Annotated in this window: 16 protein-coding genes; all 16 read right to left on the bottom strand. The window is 61.2% G+C overall.

Features of this window, described 5'->3' with window-relative positions; translation table 11 throughout:
* Window positions 1–7 precede the first annotated feature (7 nt).
* The 16 genes from ACOSV0_RS03545 to ACOSV0_RS03470 all read right to left on the bottom strand — a co-directional run bounded on the left by ACOSV0_RS03545 (window position 8) and on the right by ACOSV0_RS03470 (window position 18,255).
* Complete coding sequence (locus tag ACOSV0_RS03545) at window positions 8–748, bottom strand: SDR family oxidoreductase (protein WP_434108768.1); 741 nt, start codon at window positions 746–748, stop codon at window positions 8–10.
* Complete coding sequence (locus tag ACOSV0_RS03540; protein ID WP_434108767.1) at window positions 745–2,064, bottom strand: FAD-binding oxidoreductase; 1,320 nt, start codon at window positions 2,062–2,064, stop codon at window positions 745–747. Before ACOSV0_RS03540 ends, ACOSV0_RS03545 begins: the two co-directional genes overlap by 4 nt.
* On the bottom strand, window positions 2,061–3,485 hold the full coding sequence (locus ACOSV0_RS03535; protein ID WP_434108765.1) for a UbiA family prenyltransferase: 1,425 nt from the start codon (window positions 3,483–3,485) through the stop codon (window positions 2,061–2,063). The genes ACOSV0_RS03540 and ACOSV0_RS03535 overlap by 4 nt, the downstream gene beginning before the upstream one ends.
* Window positions 3,486–3,510: 25 nt before the next feature.
* Window positions 3,511–4,638, bottom strand: coding sequence for a glycosyltransferase (locus ACOSV0_RS03530; protein WP_434108764.1), 1,128 nt, complete (start codon window positions 4,636–4,638; stop codon window positions 3,511–3,513).
* The gene (locus tag ACOSV0_RS03525) at window positions 4,635–5,894 is read right to left on the bottom strand and encodes a glycosyltransferase (RefSeq protein WP_434108762.1); all 1,260 of its coding nucleotides are present in this window, start codon (window positions 5,892–5,894) and stop codon (window positions 4,635–4,637) included. Before ACOSV0_RS03525 ends, ACOSV0_RS03530 begins: the two co-directional genes overlap by 4 nt.
* A complete protein-coding gene (wecB, locus tag ACOSV0_RS03520) occupies window positions 5,887–7,008 on the bottom strand; it encodes a non-hydrolyzing UDP-N-acetylglucosamine 2-epimerase (protein WP_434108761.1) in 1,122 nt (373 codons plus the stop codon). Before wecB ends, ACOSV0_RS03525 begins: the two co-directional genes overlap by 8 nt.
* The gene (locus ACOSV0_RS03515; RefSeq protein ID WP_434108760.1) at window positions 7,005–8,582 is read right to left on the bottom strand and encodes a polysaccharide deacetylase; all 1,578 of its coding nucleotides are present in this window, start codon (window positions 8,580–8,582) and stop codon (window positions 7,005–7,007) included. Before ACOSV0_RS03515 ends, wecB begins: the two co-directional genes overlap by 4 nt.
* Window positions 8,579–9,961, bottom strand: a complete 1,383-nt coding sequence (locus tag ACOSV0_RS03510; RefSeq protein WP_434108758.1) for a phenylacetate--CoA ligase family protein — start codon at window positions 9,959–9,961, stop codon at window positions 8,579–8,581. Before ACOSV0_RS03510 ends, ACOSV0_RS03515 begins: the two co-directional genes overlap by 4 nt.
* Window positions 9,962–10,171: 210 nt before the next feature.
* Window positions 10,172–10,948 carry an ABC transporter ATP-binding protein gene (locus ACOSV0_RS03505; RefSeq protein ID WP_434108757.1) on the bottom strand — a complete coding sequence of 259 codons (777 nt, stop codon included), beginning with the start codon at window positions 10,946–10,948 and terminating at the stop codon, window positions 10,172–10,174.
* A gap of 4 nt (window positions 10,949–10,952) precedes the next feature.
* The gene (locus ACOSV0_RS03500; RefSeq protein WP_434108755.1) at window positions 10,953–11,771 is read right to left on the bottom strand and encodes an ABC transporter permease; all 819 of its coding nucleotides are present in this window, start codon (window positions 11,769–11,771) and stop codon (window positions 10,953–10,955) included.
* A gap of 1 nt (window position 11,772) precedes the next feature.
* Entirely contained in the window at window positions 11,773–13,188 is a 1,416-nt protein-coding gene (locus ACOSV0_RS03495) for a mannose-1-phosphate guanylyltransferase/mannose-6-phosphate isomerase (protein ID WP_434108754.1), read from the bottom strand.
* A gap of 247 nt (window positions 13,189–13,435) precedes the next feature.
* Entirely contained in the window at window positions 13,436–14,362 is a 927-nt protein-coding gene (gene rfbD / locus ACOSV0_RS03490) for a dTDP-4-dehydrorhamnose reductase (RefSeq protein ID WP_434108752.1), read from the bottom strand.
* A gap of 11 nt (window positions 14,363–14,373) precedes the next feature.
* Window positions 14,374–14,925, bottom strand: coding sequence for a dTDP-4-dehydrorhamnose 3,5-epimerase (gene rfbC, locus ACOSV0_RS03485; protein WP_434108751.1), 552 nt, complete (start codon window positions 14,923–14,925; stop codon window positions 14,374–14,376).
* Window positions 14,910–15,803, bottom strand: coding sequence for a glucose-1-phosphate thymidylyltransferase RfbA (gene rfbA, locus ACOSV0_RS03480; RefSeq protein WP_434108750.1), 894 nt, complete (start codon window positions 15,801–15,803; stop codon window positions 14,910–14,912). Before rfbA ends, rfbC begins: the two co-directional genes overlap by 16 nt.
* A gap of 9 nt (window positions 15,804–15,812) precedes the next feature.
* A complete protein-coding gene (rfbB, locus tag ACOSV0_RS03475) occupies window positions 15,813–16,874 on the bottom strand; it encodes a dTDP-glucose 4,6-dehydratase (RefSeq protein WP_434108748.1) in 1,062 nt (353 codons plus the stop codon).
* Between the two features lie 469 nt (window positions 16,875–17,343).
* Window positions 17,344–18,255 carry a GDP-mannose 4,6-dehydratase gene (locus ACOSV0_RS03470; protein WP_434108747.1) on the bottom strand — a complete coding sequence of 304 codons (912 nt, stop codon included), beginning with the start codon at window positions 18,253–18,255 and terminating at the stop codon, window positions 17,344–17,346.
* Window positions 18,256–18,278 lie beyond the last annotated feature (23 nt).

Below are 18,278 nucleotides of genomic sequence, written 5' to 3'. Positions count from 1 at the left end.
CGCCCCCTCATAACGACGCTCTCTTAAACAGGAACCCCGGCACCGACCGAATGATCAACATGATCCCCGACCAGAACCACGGCGTATAAATCGAATCCTTCTTCTTCTCAACCGCACGGACGATATCGTTCGCGACACGCTCAGGCGTAGCGACGAGCGGCCCCGGCAACGGCATACCAGCCGTCATCGGCGTATCCACGAACCCCGGCTTGATGGTCAGCACATGCACGCCCGACTTGAACAGCCTCGCGCGCAGGCCTTCGCAGAAAGTGGACACCGCAGCTTTCGCGGTTCCATAGACGTAGTTCGAAGGCCGCCCCCGATCCCCTGCCACCGACGAGATCACCGCGATCACACCGCTCTTCGCGCTTTCCATGATGTTGGCCAGCGGCGTCAGCAACGCGATGACCGACAACCCATTGGTGGACAGCTCGCGCAATGCGACCTTCACATCCTGCTCGCAGGCTTTCTGATCGGACAATGTGCCATGCGCAATCAGCGCGACATCGATACCGCCAAGCGTGCCGACGCAAGCATCGAGCATCGCCTGATGGGCATCGAAGTCGTTCATGTCCAACACGTGGCTAGTCGCAGCCTTGGCGCCGCGCGCCACGAGATCCGCCGCAATCTGTTCCAGGCGCTCCGCCTGCCGCCCGACGAGAAACAGCGTCGCGCCTTCGGACGCCCAACGGCGCGCGCAGGCGATGGCAATTGCGGAAGTCGCACCGACTATCAGGACTTTTTTCATGTTTGTGTTGTTCGTTGCCAAAAACGTGACATCAGCGCGGGATCGCGCAATGCTTCCAACTGACGCCACGCCGGATACGCGAGCTGGAAATCGCTCGCCGTCATATGCGCGTCCTTCGCCGGATACATTCGTCCACCGGCTTCCCGGACAATCGCATCGAGTCGCTCGAACAGGCGGCGATTGCTTTCATCATGCTGCGGAAAATCCAGTGCGAGCGACGCACCCGCCATCGGGAAAGACAGGAGGCCTGGCGACACCATATCGCCGCAGCGCTTGAGCACGGCGAGAAACGAGCCGGTACCGCTTTGCCCGATTGCCTCAAGAATCGCGTGCATGCCGTCGCGGGAATTAGCCTGAGGCAGCACGCACTGATACTGTTGAAACCCACGCTTGCCGTATATCCGGTGCCATTCGAGCAGACTGTCGAGCGGATAGAAGTAGCTGTCGTAGTCGACTTCGCTTTGCACCGTTTTCTGCTGCTGACGGTTGTAATACAGCGCATTGAATGCGCGCAGCGTCAGCGGGTTGATGAGCGAAATCGGCGGCGTGATCGGCACGGCGCGCTTCTTCTTGACCGGAAGATTCAGATCGCCATGCTCAGCGTGATCCCCGACCATGAAGATCCCACGTCCAAGCGACGCCCCACGGCTCAGGCAATCGATCCATGCCACGCTGTACTCGTGCTTGCTGTCGAGCTCTTCCGACAAGGCAAAAAATTCGTCGAGGTTGCCAAAACGGATGCTCGTCACCGACACACGGCTCGAACGAATCGGCATCAACTGGATTTCCACCCAGGCAATCACACCGGTCAGCCCAAGGCCACCGATCGATGCGGCAAACAGCTCCGCATTCTCTTCCGGTGAGCATTCGAGCGGCTCGCGCTCCGAACGCAGCAAGCCAAAGCGGCGAACATGACGGCCGAACGTGCCACGCACATGGTGGTTCTTGCCGTGAACGTCATTGGCAACCGCGCCGCCCAGCGTCACGTACTTCGTGCCCGGTGTGACTGGCAGCATCCAGCCTCGCGGCACGGCGATTTGCAAGACATCGTCCAGCGTAGCACCGGCCTCTGCCCGCACCACACCGGATTGCCAGTCAGCGGCAATGAACCGGTCCAGGTGCCGCATATGCACCACGTGATCGCTGGCGGCAAGGCAACTGTCGCCGTAGCTCCGGCCATTTCCGTACGCCAGTGTCGTGCCGTTGGAACTCGCTACGTGTGTCCATATCTCGCGCAGGCGGTCACGCCACTGCACCGGATGTGCAGCCTGCGGGTGATTGGGGTAGCGTCCCCAGGACTTGAGCGGACTCGTCATGTCGCCAGCCAGAACACCAGCCCCATGAGCGCTACGATCATCAGGCTGGTACGGTCTTTAGCGGCAAACACCACCGGGTCGTCATGCATCAACCCACGGTGCGTGATGAGCCACGCACGGCTGATCCAGTAAAGCAGCAGCGGACACGCCAGCCAGATCACCTGCGGATGGCTATACAGATGCGTGGTCCGGGAATCCTGAATGTAGAGTGCCAGCACCAGCACCGCAAGATAGCCGGAGGCGGCGCCAAGCGAGGAGAGCATCGGCAGATCGTCAGCCACGTAGCCGCGCCCGCGCGCTTTCGCGCCGCCTGCTGCTCGGGTCGCATGCAATTCAGCGTAGCGCTTGACCAGTGCCAGGCTCAAAAACAGAAACATCGAGAAAGCCAGCAACCAGAACGTCAGCGTCATTCCGAATGCCGCAGTGCCGGCGATGATACGAGCGGTGTAAAGCATCGCCAGCACCACGACGTCAAGAATCACACGGCGCTTGAGCAGGAACGAATACGCCATCGTCAGCACGTAATAGCCGGCGAGGACGGCAGCAAACCGCCACGGCAGCCAGATCAGCGCGCCCGCAAAGGCCGCGATCGCAAAAACCGGAAACGCCACCATGCCCCATACAATCGATAGCGAACCCGATGCGAACGGACGTCGCCGCTTGGTCGGATGATGCCGGTCGTCGTCAAGATCGAGCAGGTCGTTGAGCAGATAGACGCTTGACGCGCACAGGCCGAAGAGCACAAACGCGAGCACGCCGCGCACGTCGAGCTCCCACGACGACACCCGATGCGAAGCCAGTAGCGGAATGAAGATCAGCAGGTTCTTGAGCCACTGATGCATGCGCAGCGCTTTGACCCACACGCGCAGCGGATTCTTGCGCGTCTCCAGCACGCTCTCGACGTTGCCGATCTTCTGTGCCCGTCGCTCGACGCCGCGTGAAGGATTCACGACATAGGCGCGCTCGGCCGCTTCCCAGACGGCGATATCGTCGTGTGAATTGCCGGCGTAATCAAAGCCCTTGTTTCCGAACTCGCGTACCAGCGCATCGCGCTTGCGGCCCGACGACAGATTGACCTTGCCGTCGGTCGCGAGCGTCTTGTCGAACAAACCCAGATGTCCGGAGATTGCCTCCGCATAGCGGGAATCGCTTGCCGTCGCGAGTACAAGCGGGCGGCCGGCAGCACGTTCGTGCTTGAGCCATTCGATGACTTTCGCGTCATAGGGCAAAGTCGCGACGTCGACGTGCGTAGCGGCAGCGAGCTTTGCCTTGAGGTGCGCCTTGCCGCCCCGTGCAAGCCAGATCAATGGACGATAAAAGCGCAACGGGTTCGCCTTCAGATAGGCAAAACCTGTCTCGATCAGCATATCCGATCGAATCAGCGTGCCGTCCAGATCGACAGCCAGTGTTTTCCATTGCATTTCGCTAACCCTTCCCCTCGTCGCGTCACGCGACCTCCTGGTATAGCGCACTATATGCTTTGCCAAGCGCCGCGCCCGAAAACAGTGCTTCGTATCGCTCGCGTGCAGCGCTTCCCATAGCCGCCGCCAGCGCGTCGTCGCTCAGCAGCGCATTCATTGCGCCAGCCAGGTCTTTTGATTGTTCAGGTGCGACGACAAACCCCGTCACACCATGTTGATTGACGTAGGATGTTCCGGATCCTACTTCGCAGCACACCATTGGCTTGCCGAACATCGCAGCCTCGACCAACACCATGCCAAACGCTTCAGAGCGCAAGTGCGACGGCAGCACCATCGCACGGCACCCCTTGAGCAGAGCAACCTTTTCTTCGTGCGTCACCTGTCCTGCAAAGACGACATTAGTCGCCCCCACCTGCCCGGCCAATGCCGCCAGACGCTCCCGCTCCGGGCCGGAACCCGCGATCACGATTTTCGCACCGACCTGACGTGCGGCCTCAATCAATGTGTGCAGACCTTTGTAATAGCGCAACACGCCGAGGGCAAGAAAGTACGGTTCGTCTGCTGCAAGACCGAGACGGTTCGCCACGTCGCGTTGTACGTCCACGGGATGCGGCGCATCACGGTAATCGATGATGCCGAGCGGAATGGTCTTCAGCCGCTCTTTCGTCACGCATTCGCTCAGTGCCTCGCTGGTCTGCGCATAGGCAGGCGAAGTCGCCACCACGGCGGACATGCTGCGCAGCGTGCGCCGCATCAGCGGTCCGTACACGGCACCGAGCGCCTTTTGCCGCACGATATCCGAGTGGTACGTCATCACCGTCGGTTTGTTCGTGCGGCCGAGCAGATGCAATACATCGGCGAACGGCCAGGGAAAGTGGAAATGCACGACATCGGCCCAATCGACCATCTGTCGATACTTCATCAAGGCACCCGGACCGCCCAGATCGCACGACGCCGGCGCCGCCCATGATTTCTCGCGTACGACGCGTCCCTCGGGATAGTCGATTTCCGTTGGACTGGGTGTCGGCGACAAAGTCAGGATGCATGGTTCGACACCGCACGCACGCGTCGACAGCGCGATCTGCCGGATCGCTTCCTGCAGGCCACCTGGCGGATCGGGGAAGTAGGTGCGGTAAACATGAACCACCTTCACGTGCGCACCTCCGCGCCGCGATGGTGTTGCACGTTGCCGTTGTCCGATCCACGGCCGCTGAACGTGATGCCCAGCATCTTGTCCAACCGCCGCTCCCACGTATTGTCGCCCACCGCCGCCCGCGCCTCGTCCGCGGTCAGCTTGCCGCGCGCCAGCTGTTTTTCGATCGCGGCAATAAAAGCTTCGGGGTCACCACCCACTTCGAGCTCCGCACGCGGCTCTTTCGCAAAATCCAACGGCGTCGACACCACCGGCAAACCAGCGGCCAGGTATTCGTAGAATTTCATCGGAAACATCGAGCGCGTGTACTCGTTCAGCAAGGTCGGCAGTACGCCGACCTGCATGCCGCGCAAGTACGCCGGCAAGCTTTGATAGCTGCGGTAGCCGAACAGATGCACGTTCGGCAAACGCGCAAGTTGCGCCAGCAGGTCGCTGCGCTGCCCTTCGCGCTCTTCGCCGATGATGATCCATTGCCACTCCGGCCGCGCTTGCGCGGTCTGCAAAAGCAGCGGGAAGTCGATCTTGAAGTCGGACAGCACCCCGTGATAGACGAGCCGGGGTTCCGGAATCGCCGCGAGTTCCGCGGGCACCGGCTGCGCTTGATGAAGGGCCTGCCCAAAGTGCGCGTCGTCCACCACGTTGCCGAAGTAGTGCGTGTTCGGGTTATACGGCAGACAGGTTTCCTGCAGCGATTTCGCGGTCGTGAACACTGCGTCGCAACGCTCAAGCAATGCGTGCTGGGCACTGTTGAACGCATCCACGTCCACGCCGGGAATCGTCGCGATATCGTCGACGCAGTGATACACGAGCGGCCCGCGCGGCAGCGTCGCAATGGCATCGAGCATGTACGGGTGATAAGTCCAGACGACGGGATCCGTGAAGCGCCGCGACTTCGCGAAACGGGTCACGGAAAAACGCAGCAACGCCTGGTTCAACGCACGCACGAACGGCAGGTGGTGCCCGGCCGGCACCATCAGCGGCGACAGCACCCAGACGTTTTCGGCGCGCTGCGGCGGCCCGATCACGAGCGACTGCACGCCACGCCACAGACGGCGCCACAAGCGGGCCCAGTCGCGTCCGCTGCCAACTTTGGGCGAGCGGAAACCGACGCTCTCCACGTAAAGCACCCGCCAGCCGCGCGCGGCCAGAATGCTCGCCGTATGCTGTTTGTTCGTCCAGTACGGTTCGTCCCAATCGGCGGTGGAAAACAGCACGCAGTCTCGCGCAGCAGACGCCGTGTCCTTGCGTTCAACCACCGAACACCTCGACCGACCGGCCCAGCAGACTGTCGAGAATACGCTGCGAGGCCAGCCCGTCGCCGTAAGGGTTCGCGCGATTACGCAGCGCCGCCCGACGCGCCGGATCGTCGAGCCAGCCCACTACCGCGCGCTCGATACTGTCCGACGCCTGACCGGCCAGCGTTGCAAAGCCCGCGTCAATACCTTCGCGCCGCTCCGTGTGATTGCGCATCACGACAACCGGCACGCCGAAAGTCGGCGCTTCTTCCTGAATGCCGCCGGAATCGCTGACAACAACCGCGCTGCCGCTGATCAGATAGAGACTGGTCGGATAGTCGACCGGTTCGATCAGAGCAAGATTGGGAATGCCGTTCAGCTCACGCAGCACCGGCTCGCGCACGGCCGGATTCAGGTGCACCGGAAAGATCCAGCGGTAATCGCTATAGCGCTGACACAGATCGCGCAACACGCGACAAATGTCCTGCAGCACGTCGCCGAAGTTTTCGCGCCGATGACACGTAACAAGGATGTGCTGCTGCTCCGCGCCCGTCCATGCCGGCAGCGGACTCGCCGGAGGCGTGACGTCCCAGCTTCGGCGCACTTCGGCAATCGCATCCACCACGGTATTGCCGGTGACGACGATTTTTTCCGCCGCAATACCTTCGCTCAACAGACTCTGGCGCGCGAGCTCGGTCGGCGCGAAGTGCAGTGCGGTGATACGGCTTAGCAGGTTGCGATTCGCTTCTTCGGGAAACGGACTCTTGAGGTCACCGGTGCGCAGTCCGGCTTCGACGTGGCCAACCGGAATCCCGCGATGAAAAGCGGCGAGACCGGCGCAAAACGCCGTGGTCGTATCGCCTTGCACGATCACCCAATCCGGACGCACCTGCTCCAACGCCCGATCGAGCGCAGACAACAGACGCGACGACAAAGCATTCAGCGATTGCCCAGGGCTCATCGTATCGAGCGTAATGTCCGGCTCGATGCCGAAGAACGCAAGCGCTTGTGCAGCCATGTCCTTATGCTGACCGCTCGCGCAAACGACGGTATCGACTTCGGCACGCAAGGCGCGCACAACCGGCGCCAGCTTGATGACCTCGGGCCGCGTGCCCATCACCACCATGACTTTCATTGGAATGATTTCCCTGCCTCGACCTGCACGTGGGCACCACGAAACTCGACGCCAAGCGTCAAAGGTGAAACACCATTCGACGGCGTCAGGATGCGGAATCTACCGTCCTCTTCGATCACCTGGGTCAGCGACCTGAACCGCAGAAAATCGAGCGCCGCTTCCTCGTGCATGAAGAGCGGGTTTTGCGCCTTGCTTCTGATGTACGCAATGAATTTCTCATGCGCGTCGATGCGCAATGTCTCGTCCGGCCAGCCGTACGCGTAGCGCTCGGAGAACGGATGGTCCAGATACCCGAACAGCGTATTGGTGGCGTAGGCGTAGTCGAAGGCCTGCTTGAAAATGGCTAGCTTGTCGCCCTCGTTGAGCATGCATTCGCCATGCAGCATGCACTGCTGACTATGTCCGATAAAACCTGCCGGCAAGCCGGCCAACGCGCCGCCACGCGCGGTCAGGAACTCCGGATCGTTGCGAATGATCCCGCCGATGCAACCGTCATAACCGGCATCGGCAAGGCCGCGCATCGCGTAGGGTGGCGACTGATGGAACGGCGACACCGCGTAACGCACCGGGATGCCTGTCACCGACTCGATCAAGGCCGCCGAATGAGCGCCCTCCGCGAGGGCATTGTCATAGCTGCCACCCCAGTTCGGCGCATGGGTCGCCGTGTGCGACAGCACCGCGCCCTGTTGCCTGTCGGCCAGCAGTTCACGCAGAATGCCGTGCTGCTCCGCGCGACCCAGGTTTTGTGTGTGAACCGCCAATGTAAAAGGCACGCCCAGACGCTGATAGGCTTGCCACAAAGGACGCGCCGACTCGACGTCTTCATCGCAATCGAGCCGCGACGTGATCGCCGCGTCGTAACCCCACGGCAATTCGCTCAGCACCGGCTGACACGGCAATGCGTCCGCGCGGTAGCCCGACAGAAAATTCTCGACCATGCGCCATTCGAACGAGTCGCACGGGCCAACTGCCCGGTTAAACCACAGCACGCTCGACGTGCCGGCGTCGGACAGCGCGGCGTACGAGAACTGCCGCTCCCCCGCCACGAAGACCGCCGCGAGTTCCGCTTCCGCGGGCACCTGAACTGCTTGCCCAACCGACCAGATCGAGCCGTCGCCGCGAATCGCGCCATAGCCGAGGTTGTTCCACTCGTCGGTGAAGTCGAAACGCTCGAATGGACGCTGCCAGGACTGACCGCCCAACGCCTGTGCCAACGCGCCGTATTGCACCACCGCCGCGCTCTCGCGCGCTTCGCCCGACGGCGCCGGCGCGCTGCGGCTCGCGCTCTCCAATCCGGCCGGCCAATCCGTCGTGTGATAGCGCAGATAGTCCGCGAGCGCTACCGGCATGTGGCCGAACACCACGAGCTTGCGAGGCCGCGCGCGCAACCACGCGATCAGGTCCGCGCTCCAGCCATCGGGCGCGTCGACGGCGACGAGCACATCCGGTGCGATCTCGCGGAGCCTGCTTCGCGAGATCGATTGCGTCTGGGTCGCGCTGACCGAGCGCTGAACGGCCGCCAGCACATACTGACCCGCTTCTGCCGACGCATCCGGGAACAGGACGCCAATCATGCGGTCACCACGTGACGGAATTTAGCGCGGCTGCCGACGCGCACCAGATCGTCGTGCCCGACATAGTCGATCGTGAAAGCGTCCTGCCAGAAGTGGCGTAGCTTGTTGGTCGTTTCTTCTGCGTTCGCAGTCGGTTCAAGCACGATTCGCAAGGTAGGCGGCTCGGTCCGCAGATCGATCTGGAACTCCTGAATTCCGCCGACACGATGGTCGAGCATGTCCTGAATATGGTGTGTCGGGTGCGCCACGCCGTTGATCGGCACGACGTCGTGAATCCGTCCGACAACGTCCGTCAGGAAGAAACCCTTTTCAGTTTCCTGCACACGCGCAAGGTCGCCCGTTGCGTAGCGGATCAGCGGCATCAGGCGGTTGCGGAAACCGGTGAACACGAGTTCATGTGCGCCATCGGGATTGCCTTCCGACACACGGCTTTCCGGCCACCCTTCGGATTCGAGAATCTGGAAGCCGCCATCATGGCCGTCGAGTTCGTAGGCCATCACGCCAAGCTCCGCGAGACCGTAGCGATCGATCACCCGGCACCGCAACGCCTTCGCGATCATTTCGCGCGCATGGGGCTCGAGCAATTCGCCGCTCGACTCGAACACCGCGAACGCTTTGCCGCCACCGTATTTGCGCTGCACGTAACACGCGAGCGCATACATGGTAGACGGATGCGAGTGCGCCAAATAAGGCTTGCGACGCTTGAGCGTTTGCCACATTTCCTCGAGACCCTGGTCGTCGATCCGGTCGAAGAAAATGTTGCTGCGATTCATCGCGAAGCATTTGAAGTCTTCGCGCGACGGCCATTCCGGAATCGCCTGATCCGGGAAACGGCAGGCAAAGTGAAGTTCCGAACGATGGCGCAGCTTGCCGATCCGCTCGCGTGCGTAGAACGTGACGGCCGACGAGTAGTCCGCACCTTCCTGGTCGTAGTAGATCGTGGTCGACAGCCCTGTCGAACCGCCGGTCTTGCAGACGTGATGGCGGCCTGCTTCGAGCGGGATCGACAGCATGCGCGGGCCCTGCTCGCGAATGATGTCCTTGGTCAGATACGGAAGCTCTTCCAGATAGCGCGGGTCCTGCTTGACCTTGGCCGGATCGAACTGCTTTGCCTGGAACAGGTCACGATAGTACGGCACCTGGGCGCCGGCGAATTCGAGCATGCTGGCAAGCCGCTCGAGCGCAATGCGACGGCGATGCGGCATCGGCAACGTGTAGTGCTGCCGCAACTCTTCGATCTTCGGACGTACGCTGCGTTTTTCGCGGCTCTCGGCGATCGGATACGCAATGTAGCCGCCCGCGAAGCCCTTTAACGTGCGAAACGGCTGGCGCACCAGCAGGGACTCTGAATACCGCAGAAATGGATGGTTAGCTCGCATGAAATTCGAACCTTGTTGCGCCTGTGTGGCTCCCGCCAAACGCGCTGCGGAAGGTTCGCGGGCGCGTTCAGTGGCACTGTTGTCACTGTTGTGTTGGGCGCAAAGCCTGTCTACGGACCGAAGCTCGGCACCCGCATCACACTTTTCTGAATGGTCACACCGGGCAGTGCCGTGGTCACGCAACCCGTTCAGGCACGCCCGCTTGCGGCGTTAGTGTGGCAACCGCGCAGTCTCGCTAACCAACGGCCCCTCGTTGACTTCCGGCGCGATCACCGGTTCGTCGGAGACCATCTTGCCGTGCTCCATGGAAATCTTGCGGTTGCACACCCGTGCCACCAGCTTCGGATCGTGGGAAGCAACAACCAGCAGCGATGCCTTGCCCACCAGGCTCTCGAGACGTTCGGCCGCCCTGACGCTGAACTCCGCGTCGCCCACGCTCAGCCACTCGTCCATGATCAGGATATCGGCTTCGACGCTGGTCGAAATCGCGAACGCAAGACGCAACATCATCCCGCTCGAATAGGTGCGCACCGGCAGATTCAGGTAGTCGCCCAACTGGCTGAAATCGGCGATTTCGTCGATCTTGCTGCGGATACGCGCCGGCTTCAGGCCGTCGAGAATGCCGCGCAGATAGATGTTTTCGAAGCCGGTGGCATCGGGATCGAGACCCATCGACACGTCCAGCAGCGAGGCAATCTTGCCCTGCACCTTGAGCTCGCCACGTACCGGCGCGTACACGCCCGAGAGCGTGCGCAGCAGAGTGGTCTTGCCCGAGCCGTTGTGACCGATCAAACCCACGCGCTCGCCTTCGGTAAAGCTGAAGCTGAGGTCGTCGATCGCCTTGACGATCGCATGACGACCGGCATCCTGACCGATCCGGCCACCCGTCGTGAGATTGAGCACCGCCTTTTTCAACGAGCGATGGGAGTTCTCGTAGATCGGAAATTCGACGGAGATGTTACGAGCAACAATCGATGAAGAACTCACAATATCAAAGCCAGTAAGGAACGCGATTACGGAAACGTTTCATCAGGAATTGCGCGAAGGCAAAACCGACAATCAACAGGCCGATCGACCACGCCCACGACTGCCAATGCGTCGGACGGCCGGTCAGCGGCGCACGCACGGTCTCGATCAGGTGATAGAGCGGGTTGTATTCGGCAACCCACGCGCGGTCCTTCAGAATTTCAGGGGACCACATCACGGGCGTAAAGAAGAATACGACCTGGATCAGGTTGGCAACAATCGGCGGAATGTCGCGGAAGCGCGCGCACAACACACCGAGCGTCACACCGAGCCAGACGCCATGCAGCAGCAGAATGACGAGCGCGAACGGCACCAGCAGGAATTCCCAGCCCGGCCAGCGCCCGAAGATGAGCAGCAACACCACGACCACCGGCAAGCTGTGCAGCAGAATCACAAAATTGCGCCACGCGATGCGGCATACGTGCACGGTAAGTGGCAAGCGGATCTGCTTGATCAGGTAGCCGGCGCCGATAAAGGCAATACAGCCCTCGTTGGCTACCGCGGCCAGATACGCCCATACGACCAGGCCGACCGCGAGGTACGGAAGATAGTTGGAGATTTCCTGATGCAGCAGGGTGGAATACAGCGCACCCAGCACCACCACCATGATGATCGTGCTCAACGTGAACCAGAACGGCCCGAGCACCGAACGGCGATACCGTTGCCGGATGTCGTGCCACCCGAGCGTGCCCCACACCCGCACCGCCTTCATGCCGACCATCAGATCGTCGTTTTCGGTGTGACGAGTCAGGTCTTCCGAATCGTTGCTAAAACTGATATCCATCTCAAGTACGTCCGTAAATGTCTTCAAAGCGAACGATGTCATCTTCGCCCAGATATTCGCCGCTCTGCACTTCGATCATCACGAGCTCGACTACGCCCGGATTCTCGAGGCGATGTTTATGACCCGCGGGGATGTAGGTCGACTCATTGGTCGATACGAAGAACTCCTGCTCTCCGTTCACGACCTTGGCCATGCCACTGACCACTACCCAATGTTCGTTGCGATGATGATGCATCTGCAAGCTGAGACTCGCGCCCGGCTTGACCTCGATGCGCTTGATCTTGAAGCGTGGGCCTTCTTCGAGCACCGAATAAGTCCCCCACGGCCGGTGCACCGTGCGATGCACCTTGTACGTTTCGTGACCGCGCGACTTGAGTTCGGCAAAAATCTGCTTCACGTCCTGAGCCCGGTCCTTATCCGCGATAAGCAGTGCGTCCGGCGTATCGATCACGATCAGGTTCTCGACACCGACCGCACCGATCAGCCGGTCGCCGCCACGTAAATAGCAGTTCTTGACATCGAGCAGCAGCGCTTCGCCTTCGACACGATTGCCGCTGCCGTCCGCCGGCGAGAGATCGCTGAGTGCGGTCCACGAACCGACGTCCGTCCAGCCGATGTCGCAACGGACCACCGCGGCATGCTCACACTTCTCCATCACCGCATAGTCGAACGACATCTCCGGCACCGCGCCAAAAGAGCCCGGCTCGAGACGAATCTGCGCGCCGTCCTTACCCGCGGCGGAAGGCGACTTCTCCATGCACTCGGTAGCCGCGCTAAGAATCTCGGGACAATGCTGCTGCATTTCCTTCAGAATCGTGCCCGCGGTAAAGCAGAACATGCCCGAGTTCCACACGAATTTGCCCGAGGCGACGTATTCACGCGCCTTTTCGAGCGACGGCTTCTCGACAAAGCGCACCACCTTGTCGCCATCGGCCTCGATGTAGCCATAGCCGGTTTCGGGCGTTTCCGGATGGACACCGAACGTCACTACCCTGCCCGCCAGCGCAAGCTTCTGCGCAGCCGCCACAGCCGCGGCGAACGCCTGCTGGTCGCCAATCAGGTGATCGGCTGCCAGCACCAGCATGACCGTCTTGTCCCCGTGCACTTTCGCCGTATGCAATGCCGCCGTGGCAATCGCCGCAGCCGTGTTGCGGCCGAACGGTTCGAGAATGAACGAGGTCGCACAGCCTTTTGTGTTCACCTCGCGGAAATCGTCTTCGGTCTTGAAGAACAGATCGCGGTTCGTTACCGTGAGCACTTCCTTCACGCCCGGCAGCACAACCGCGCGCAAGAACGCCTTTTGCAGCAGGCTCTCGCCATCCGCGAGGCGGATGAACGGTTTCGGATGCGATTCGCGCGAGACCGGCCACAGTCTCGAACCCGCCCCGCCACACAGAATGATCGGTAACAAACTCACAGCGTCCCCTCAGTACCGTATTTATTGCGGACATGCCATGACCGCGAATAATCAGCACAACCCACAAAATCAATCGGTCGTGCGGCCCATCCGCGCGCCCTGAACATCAACGCGTTTGGCCCGGATAACGGACCGGCGCGAGTCTTCCAGACCGAACGATATTCTACCCCTGCACCCTTTCACTATCGTCAGGCAGCCAATGCACGGCGCTACGTGGCGTAGCTTCGGGCAACGCGTGTTCCATACCTTAAGAACGGGCTGCGGGCGACCGCGGGAAAGCGTCGGTAAGACACAGCTTCAAGGCATCGCGCCAATGCGGCGCGGCAAGCCCGAACACCTGCGCCAGTTTCTCGTTCGACATCCGCGAATTGGATGGGCGCCTGGCCGGCGTCGGATAGTCGGAAGCCGGAATCGGCAGCGCCTTCGGCTGGTTCGGCAAATCCGCGAGTTCGAAAATGGCCGAGGCGAAGCCGTGCCACGAAGTCGCGTCGCCGGCGCACAGGTGATAGATGCCTGAGCGCTCGCTCCACCACGTCGCGCTGTCTTCCGCGGCAAAAGCCTGTGCGCCCAGATGCGCGGTCAGCGTTGCGATCGTATTGCTCCAGGTCGGCGCGCCGAACTGATCGGCAACCACCTTCAACTCGGGCCGGTCGGCGCCAAGACGCAGCATGGTGAGCAGAAAATTCTTGCCACGGGTGCCGTACACCCAACTCGTGCGGAGCACCAGATGATTCACGCCAGTCGCGGCGATCGCCTGTTCGCCCGCGAGCTTGGTGCGGCCGTACGCGTTTTGAGGATCCGTGGGATCATCTTCGACGTAGGCACCTTCTTTCTCGCCGTTGAACACGTAATCGGTCGAATAGTGAATCAACGCTGCGCCAAGCTTTCTCGCTTCTTCTGCCAGCACGCCCGGCGCCTCGCCGTTGATGCGCATGGCGAGATCGAATTCCTCTTCTGCCTTGTCGACCGCGGTATAGGCCGCCGGGTTGACGATCAGCGCAGGCCGCACCTCTCGAACGACAGCGCGGACCTGGTCCAGATTGGACAGATCCAGCGTGGCGCGGTCAACCGCGACCACGTTGCCGAGCCCTTGCAAAGTACGCGCAAGCTCGAAGCCAACCTGGCCGTTTACACCGGTGACGAGAATCGTCCGCCTGGCATCATGTGCGCTCATGCCGGAACCCCTCACGCAAAGTGTTCAGCATCGGCAAGACGCTTACCCGCCGCGTCTTTCGCAGCCAGCACCGGCTCGACGTCGATCGGCCAATCAATGCCGATCTCCGGATCGTTCCAGACGATGCTGCGCTCGTGCTCAGGAAACCAGTAATCCGTGGTCTTGTAGAGAAACTGCGCCGATTCCGACAACACCACGAAACCATGCGCAAAACCCGGCGGCACCCACAACTGCCGATGGTTCTCGACCGACAGCGTCACACCGACCCACTTGCCGAAATTCGGCGAGCTTTTGCGGATGTCGACTGCAACGTCGAACACTTCTCCTTCAACCACACGCACGAGCTTGCCCTGCGCATGCTGAATCTGATAATGCAGGCCGCGCAGTACGCCTTTCGCGGAGCGCGAATGGTTGTCCTGCACGAACTCGATGCCCGGTTCGACCTTCTCGGTAAACTCGAGCGCATTGAAGCTTTCGAAGAAAAAGCCCCGTGCATCGCCGAACACTTTCGGCTCGATGATCTTGACTTCAGGCAGCGCGGTAGCGGTTACTTGGATGGCCATGCAACGTGGTCCGTAAGAAGGTTTTGCAGATACTTGCCGTACGCGTTCTTCGCAAGCGGCTTGGCCAGCGCAAGCAGTTGCTCGCCGTCGATCCATTCCTGCCGGTACGCGATCTCTTCCGGACACGCCACCACCAGACCCTGGCGCTTTTGCAGCGTCGCGATGAAGGTCGCCGCTTCGATCAGCGAATCGTGCGTGCCGGTGTCGAGCCACGCATAGCCACGGCCCATGATCTCGACATTGAGCGCCGCGTTGGCCAGATAACGCGAATTGACGTCGGTGATTTCAAGCTCGCCACGCGGCGACGGCTTGATGTCCGCCGCGATATCGCAGACCTGCTTGTCGTAGAAGTACAAGCCGGTAACGGCGTAGTTCGAGCGCGGCTTGGCCGGCTTTTCTTCGATCGACAGCGCACGGAACTGCTTGTCGAATTCGACGACGCCGTAACGCTCCGGATCGTGCACGTGGTACGCGAATACCGTAGCACCCACGTCTTTCTCGTTGGCGCGTTCCAGTTGCTTCGCGAGATCGTGGCCGTAGAAGATGTTGTCGCCGAGAATCAGCGCCGACGGATCGTTGCCCACAAAGTCGCGGCCAATGATGAACGCCTGCGCCAGTCCGTCCGGCGAAGGCTGAACCGCGTACTGAATATTCATGCCCCACTGGCTGCCGTCGCCGAGCATGGCTTCGAAACGCGGCGTATCTTGCGGCGTGGAGATGATCAATACGTCGCGAATACCCGCCACCATCAGCGTGGACAGCGGGTAATAGATCATCGGTTTGTCGTAGACCGGCAGCAACTGCTTCGATACGACGTGCGTAATCGGATACAGGCGTGTGCCCGATCCGCCCGCGAGAATAATGCCTTTGCGCGCCATGCCGTGCCCTTACGCGCGCTGCGCGTAGTTAGTCTCAACCCACTTCCGATACTCGCCCGAAGCGACTTCGTCAGACCACGCCTGATTGTCCAGATACCACTGGACCGTCTTGGCGAGACCCGTCTCGAACGTCTCGGCCGGCTTCCAGCCGAGCTCGCGCTCGAGCTTGCGGGCGTCGATCGCATAACGGCGGTCGTGACCCGGACGGTCCTTCACGTAAGTGATCTGATCGCGGTACGAAGCGCCCGCCTTCGGACGCAACTGGTCGAGCAGGTCGCACAGCGTATGCACGACGTCGAGGTTCTTCTTTTCGTTCCAGCCGCCGATGTTGTACGTCTCGCCCGGCGTGCCGCGCGCGAGCACTTCGCGAATTGCGCTGCAATGGTCACCGACATACAACCAGTCGCGCACGTTCTGACCGTCGCCGTACACCGGCAATGCCTTGCCGCCGAGCGCGTTGGCGATCATCAGCGGAATCAGCTTCTCGGGGAACTGATACGGGCCGTAGTTGTTCGAGCAGTTGGTGGTGAGCACCGGCAGGCCATACGTGTGATGGTAGGCGCGCACCAGATGGTCGGAACCCGCCTTGGTGGCCGAATAGGGGCTATTCGGCGCGTACGGCGTGGTTTCGGAGAATTGCGGATCGGTAGCGGACAGCGAGCCGAACACTTCGTCGGTCGAGACGTGCAGGAAACGGAACGCGGCCTTCTCGGCCTCGCCCAGCGCATTCCAGTACTGACGGGTGGCTTCGAGCAACGTGAAGGTGCCGACCACGTTGGTCTGCACAAAATCTGCGGGGCCATGGATCGAACGGTCCACATGGCTTTCAGCGGCAAAGTGCAGCACGGCACGCGGCTTGTGCTCGGCGAAAAGCGCGTCGAGCGCGGCGCGATCGCAGATATCGGCCCGCACGAACACATGCCGGGGATTCGCCTGTTGCGACTTGAGCGTACCCAGATTGCCGGCGTAGGTCAGCTTGTCTACATTCAGCACCGCTTCGTCCGACGCATTGAGCCAGTCGAGCACGAAATTGGCGCCGATAAAGCCGGCACCGCCCGTTACCAGGATCATGAAATTCCCTTCTAGATGTTGGTGGCAGATCGAAATCGGTTCACCGATCCACGCGCCTCGCGTTGTGGTGTTCGTTTCTTGTCAACGCCCGGCGCCGCCCTTCGCACAGCGGGCAGGCGCTCAAACGCCAATCTTATGAAGCCCCGATTATAAAGCCGCCCGGGGCAAAAACTAGAACCCTAACAACTTGAAACAGCTTGACAGGTTTGGTTTCCAATCATTTCCGAGGGCGTGATTCGACATTTCCGAGGGCATGATTCGACGGCGAATGCCGCGATGAGAGGGCGTAGGCGCAAGGGCGCCGACCCGGCCCGCCGCGCGGGCAAATAGCCGGTTTGCGACACCCGAGCGCGCGCATGAGGCACGACGACGCGCGACGCCCTGGCCGCTTCGGGCCCAAGCGCGCCGCCACGCAAACCCGCAGCACAAGATAACAGCAGATGCCCGCAGATACCGTCAGATGCGTCTGCTAAGCCGCCAACATCCAGCGCAACGTATCCATGAACGGAATCGATTCGACCTTCGGCACCAGCGAGCGCAGCTTGGCCGGCGACCCAGCCAGCATCTTCACGTCGGTCTGTCGTACGAAAGCGGGATTGATCTGAATCTCGAGTTCATGCCCGGTCAGATCGCTTGCCGCCGACAGAATCTCCCGCAGCGTATAGGGCGTGCCGGTACAGACGTTGACCGTTTCGGCCGCGGCCGTCGAATCGAGCAAAGCCTCGTAGGCGCTCGCCACGTAGCGCACGTCCGAGAAATCGCGCGCCACGTCGATATTGCCCAACTCGATAGTCGGCTCGCGCCGGGCGAAATGCTCGACAATCTTGGGTACGAGGAAATTCGACGCCTGGCCGCGGCCCGTGTAGTTGAACGGCCGCACGATCAGAATCGGCAGGCGGTCGAACCACGTCCGCACCATGGTTTCCATGGCCGCCTTGCTGGCGGCATAGTGGTTCACCGGCGTGACCGGGAAGGTTTCGTCGATGGCGTCGCTGGTGACATTGCCGTAAACGTTCGCGCTGCTCGCAATCAGCAGCTTGCGCGGCGTATGGCCGACAGCCGCGCAGGCCTCGAGCAGATTCAGCGTGCCGATCACGTTGACGCGGTAGAAGTCGAGCGGGTCGTTATGACCCACGAAGCTGATCGCCGCCAGATGCACAATGTAGTCGGGCCGCGCCTTTTCGATCACGCGGCGGCAAGCGTCGGGCGAGGTGATGTCGAGCCGCAGCCGCGTCGGCGTTTCCGGCTCGTCGTGCCCGCCCATCGTTTCGATCACGGTATGGCCGCGGCCGAGCAGGTTCTCCACCAGATAGCGGCCGGTAAAGCCACTCGCCCCCGTAATGAGGGTGCGAATAGGTTGCTTCGCATGAGCAGACGACATGCTTTCTCCGTTCACGAGGATCT

This window comes from Paraburkholderia caffeinilytica (genome assembly GCF_051027425.1).
Classification (GTDB): Bacteria; Pseudomonadota; Gammaproteobacteria; order Burkholderiales; family Burkholderiaceae; genus Paraburkholderia; species Paraburkholderia caffeinilytica_A.
Note: the sequence above shows the minus strand (reverse complement) of the source record. Positions and strands in the feature narration are given on the sequence as shown.

Bases quoted from the DNA above. Each gene is read 5' to 3' on its own strand.
- rfbD (WP_434108752.1), bottom strand. From the start codon at position 14,362: ATGAGCGCACATGATGCCAGGCGGACGATTCTCGTCACCGGTGTAAAC.
- rfbB (WP_434108748.1), bottom strand. From the start codon at position 16,874: ATGATCCTGGTAACGGGCGGTGCCGGCTTTATCGGCGCCAATTTCGTG.
- ACOSV0_RS03470 (WP_434108747.1), bottom strand. From the start codon at position 18,255: ATGTCGTCTGCTCATGCGAAGCAACCTATTCGCACCCTCATTACGGGG.
- ACOSV0_RS03500 (WP_434108755.1), bottom strand. From the start codon at position 11,771: ATGGATATCAGTTTTAGCAACGATTCGGAAGACCTGACTCGTCACACC.
- rfbC (WP_434108751.1), bottom strand. From the start codon at position 14,925: ATGGCCATCCAAGTAACCGCTACCGCGCTGCCTGAAGTCAAGATCATC.
- ACOSV0_RS03510 (WP_434108758.1), bottom strand. From the start codon at position 9,961: ATGCGAGCTAACCATCCATTTCTGCGGTATTCAGAGTCCCTGCTGGTG.
- ACOSV0_RS03545 (WP_434108768.1), bottom strand. From the start codon at position 748: ATGAAAAAAGTCCTGATAGTCGGTGCGACTTCCGCAATTGCCATCGCC.
- ACOSV0_RS03535 (WP_434108765.1), bottom strand. From the start codon at position 3,485: ATGCAATGGAAAACACTGGCTGTCGATCTGGACGGCACGCTGATTCGA.
- ACOSV0_RS03540 (WP_434108767.1), bottom strand. From the start codon at position 2,064: ATGACGAGTCCGCTCAAGTCCTGGGGACGCTACCCCAATCACCCGCAG.
- rfbA (WP_434108750.1), bottom strand. From the start codon at position 15,803: ATGGCGCGCAAAGGCATTATTCTCGCGGGCGGATCGGGCACACGCCTG.
- wecB (WP_434108761.1), bottom strand. From the start codon at position 7,008: ATGAAAGTCATGGTGGTGATGGGCACGCGGCCCGAGGTCATCAAGCTG.
- ACOSV0_RS03515 (WP_434108760.1), bottom strand. From the start codon at position 8,582: ATGATTGGCGTCCTGTTCCCGGATGCGTCGGCAGAAGCGGGTCAGTAT.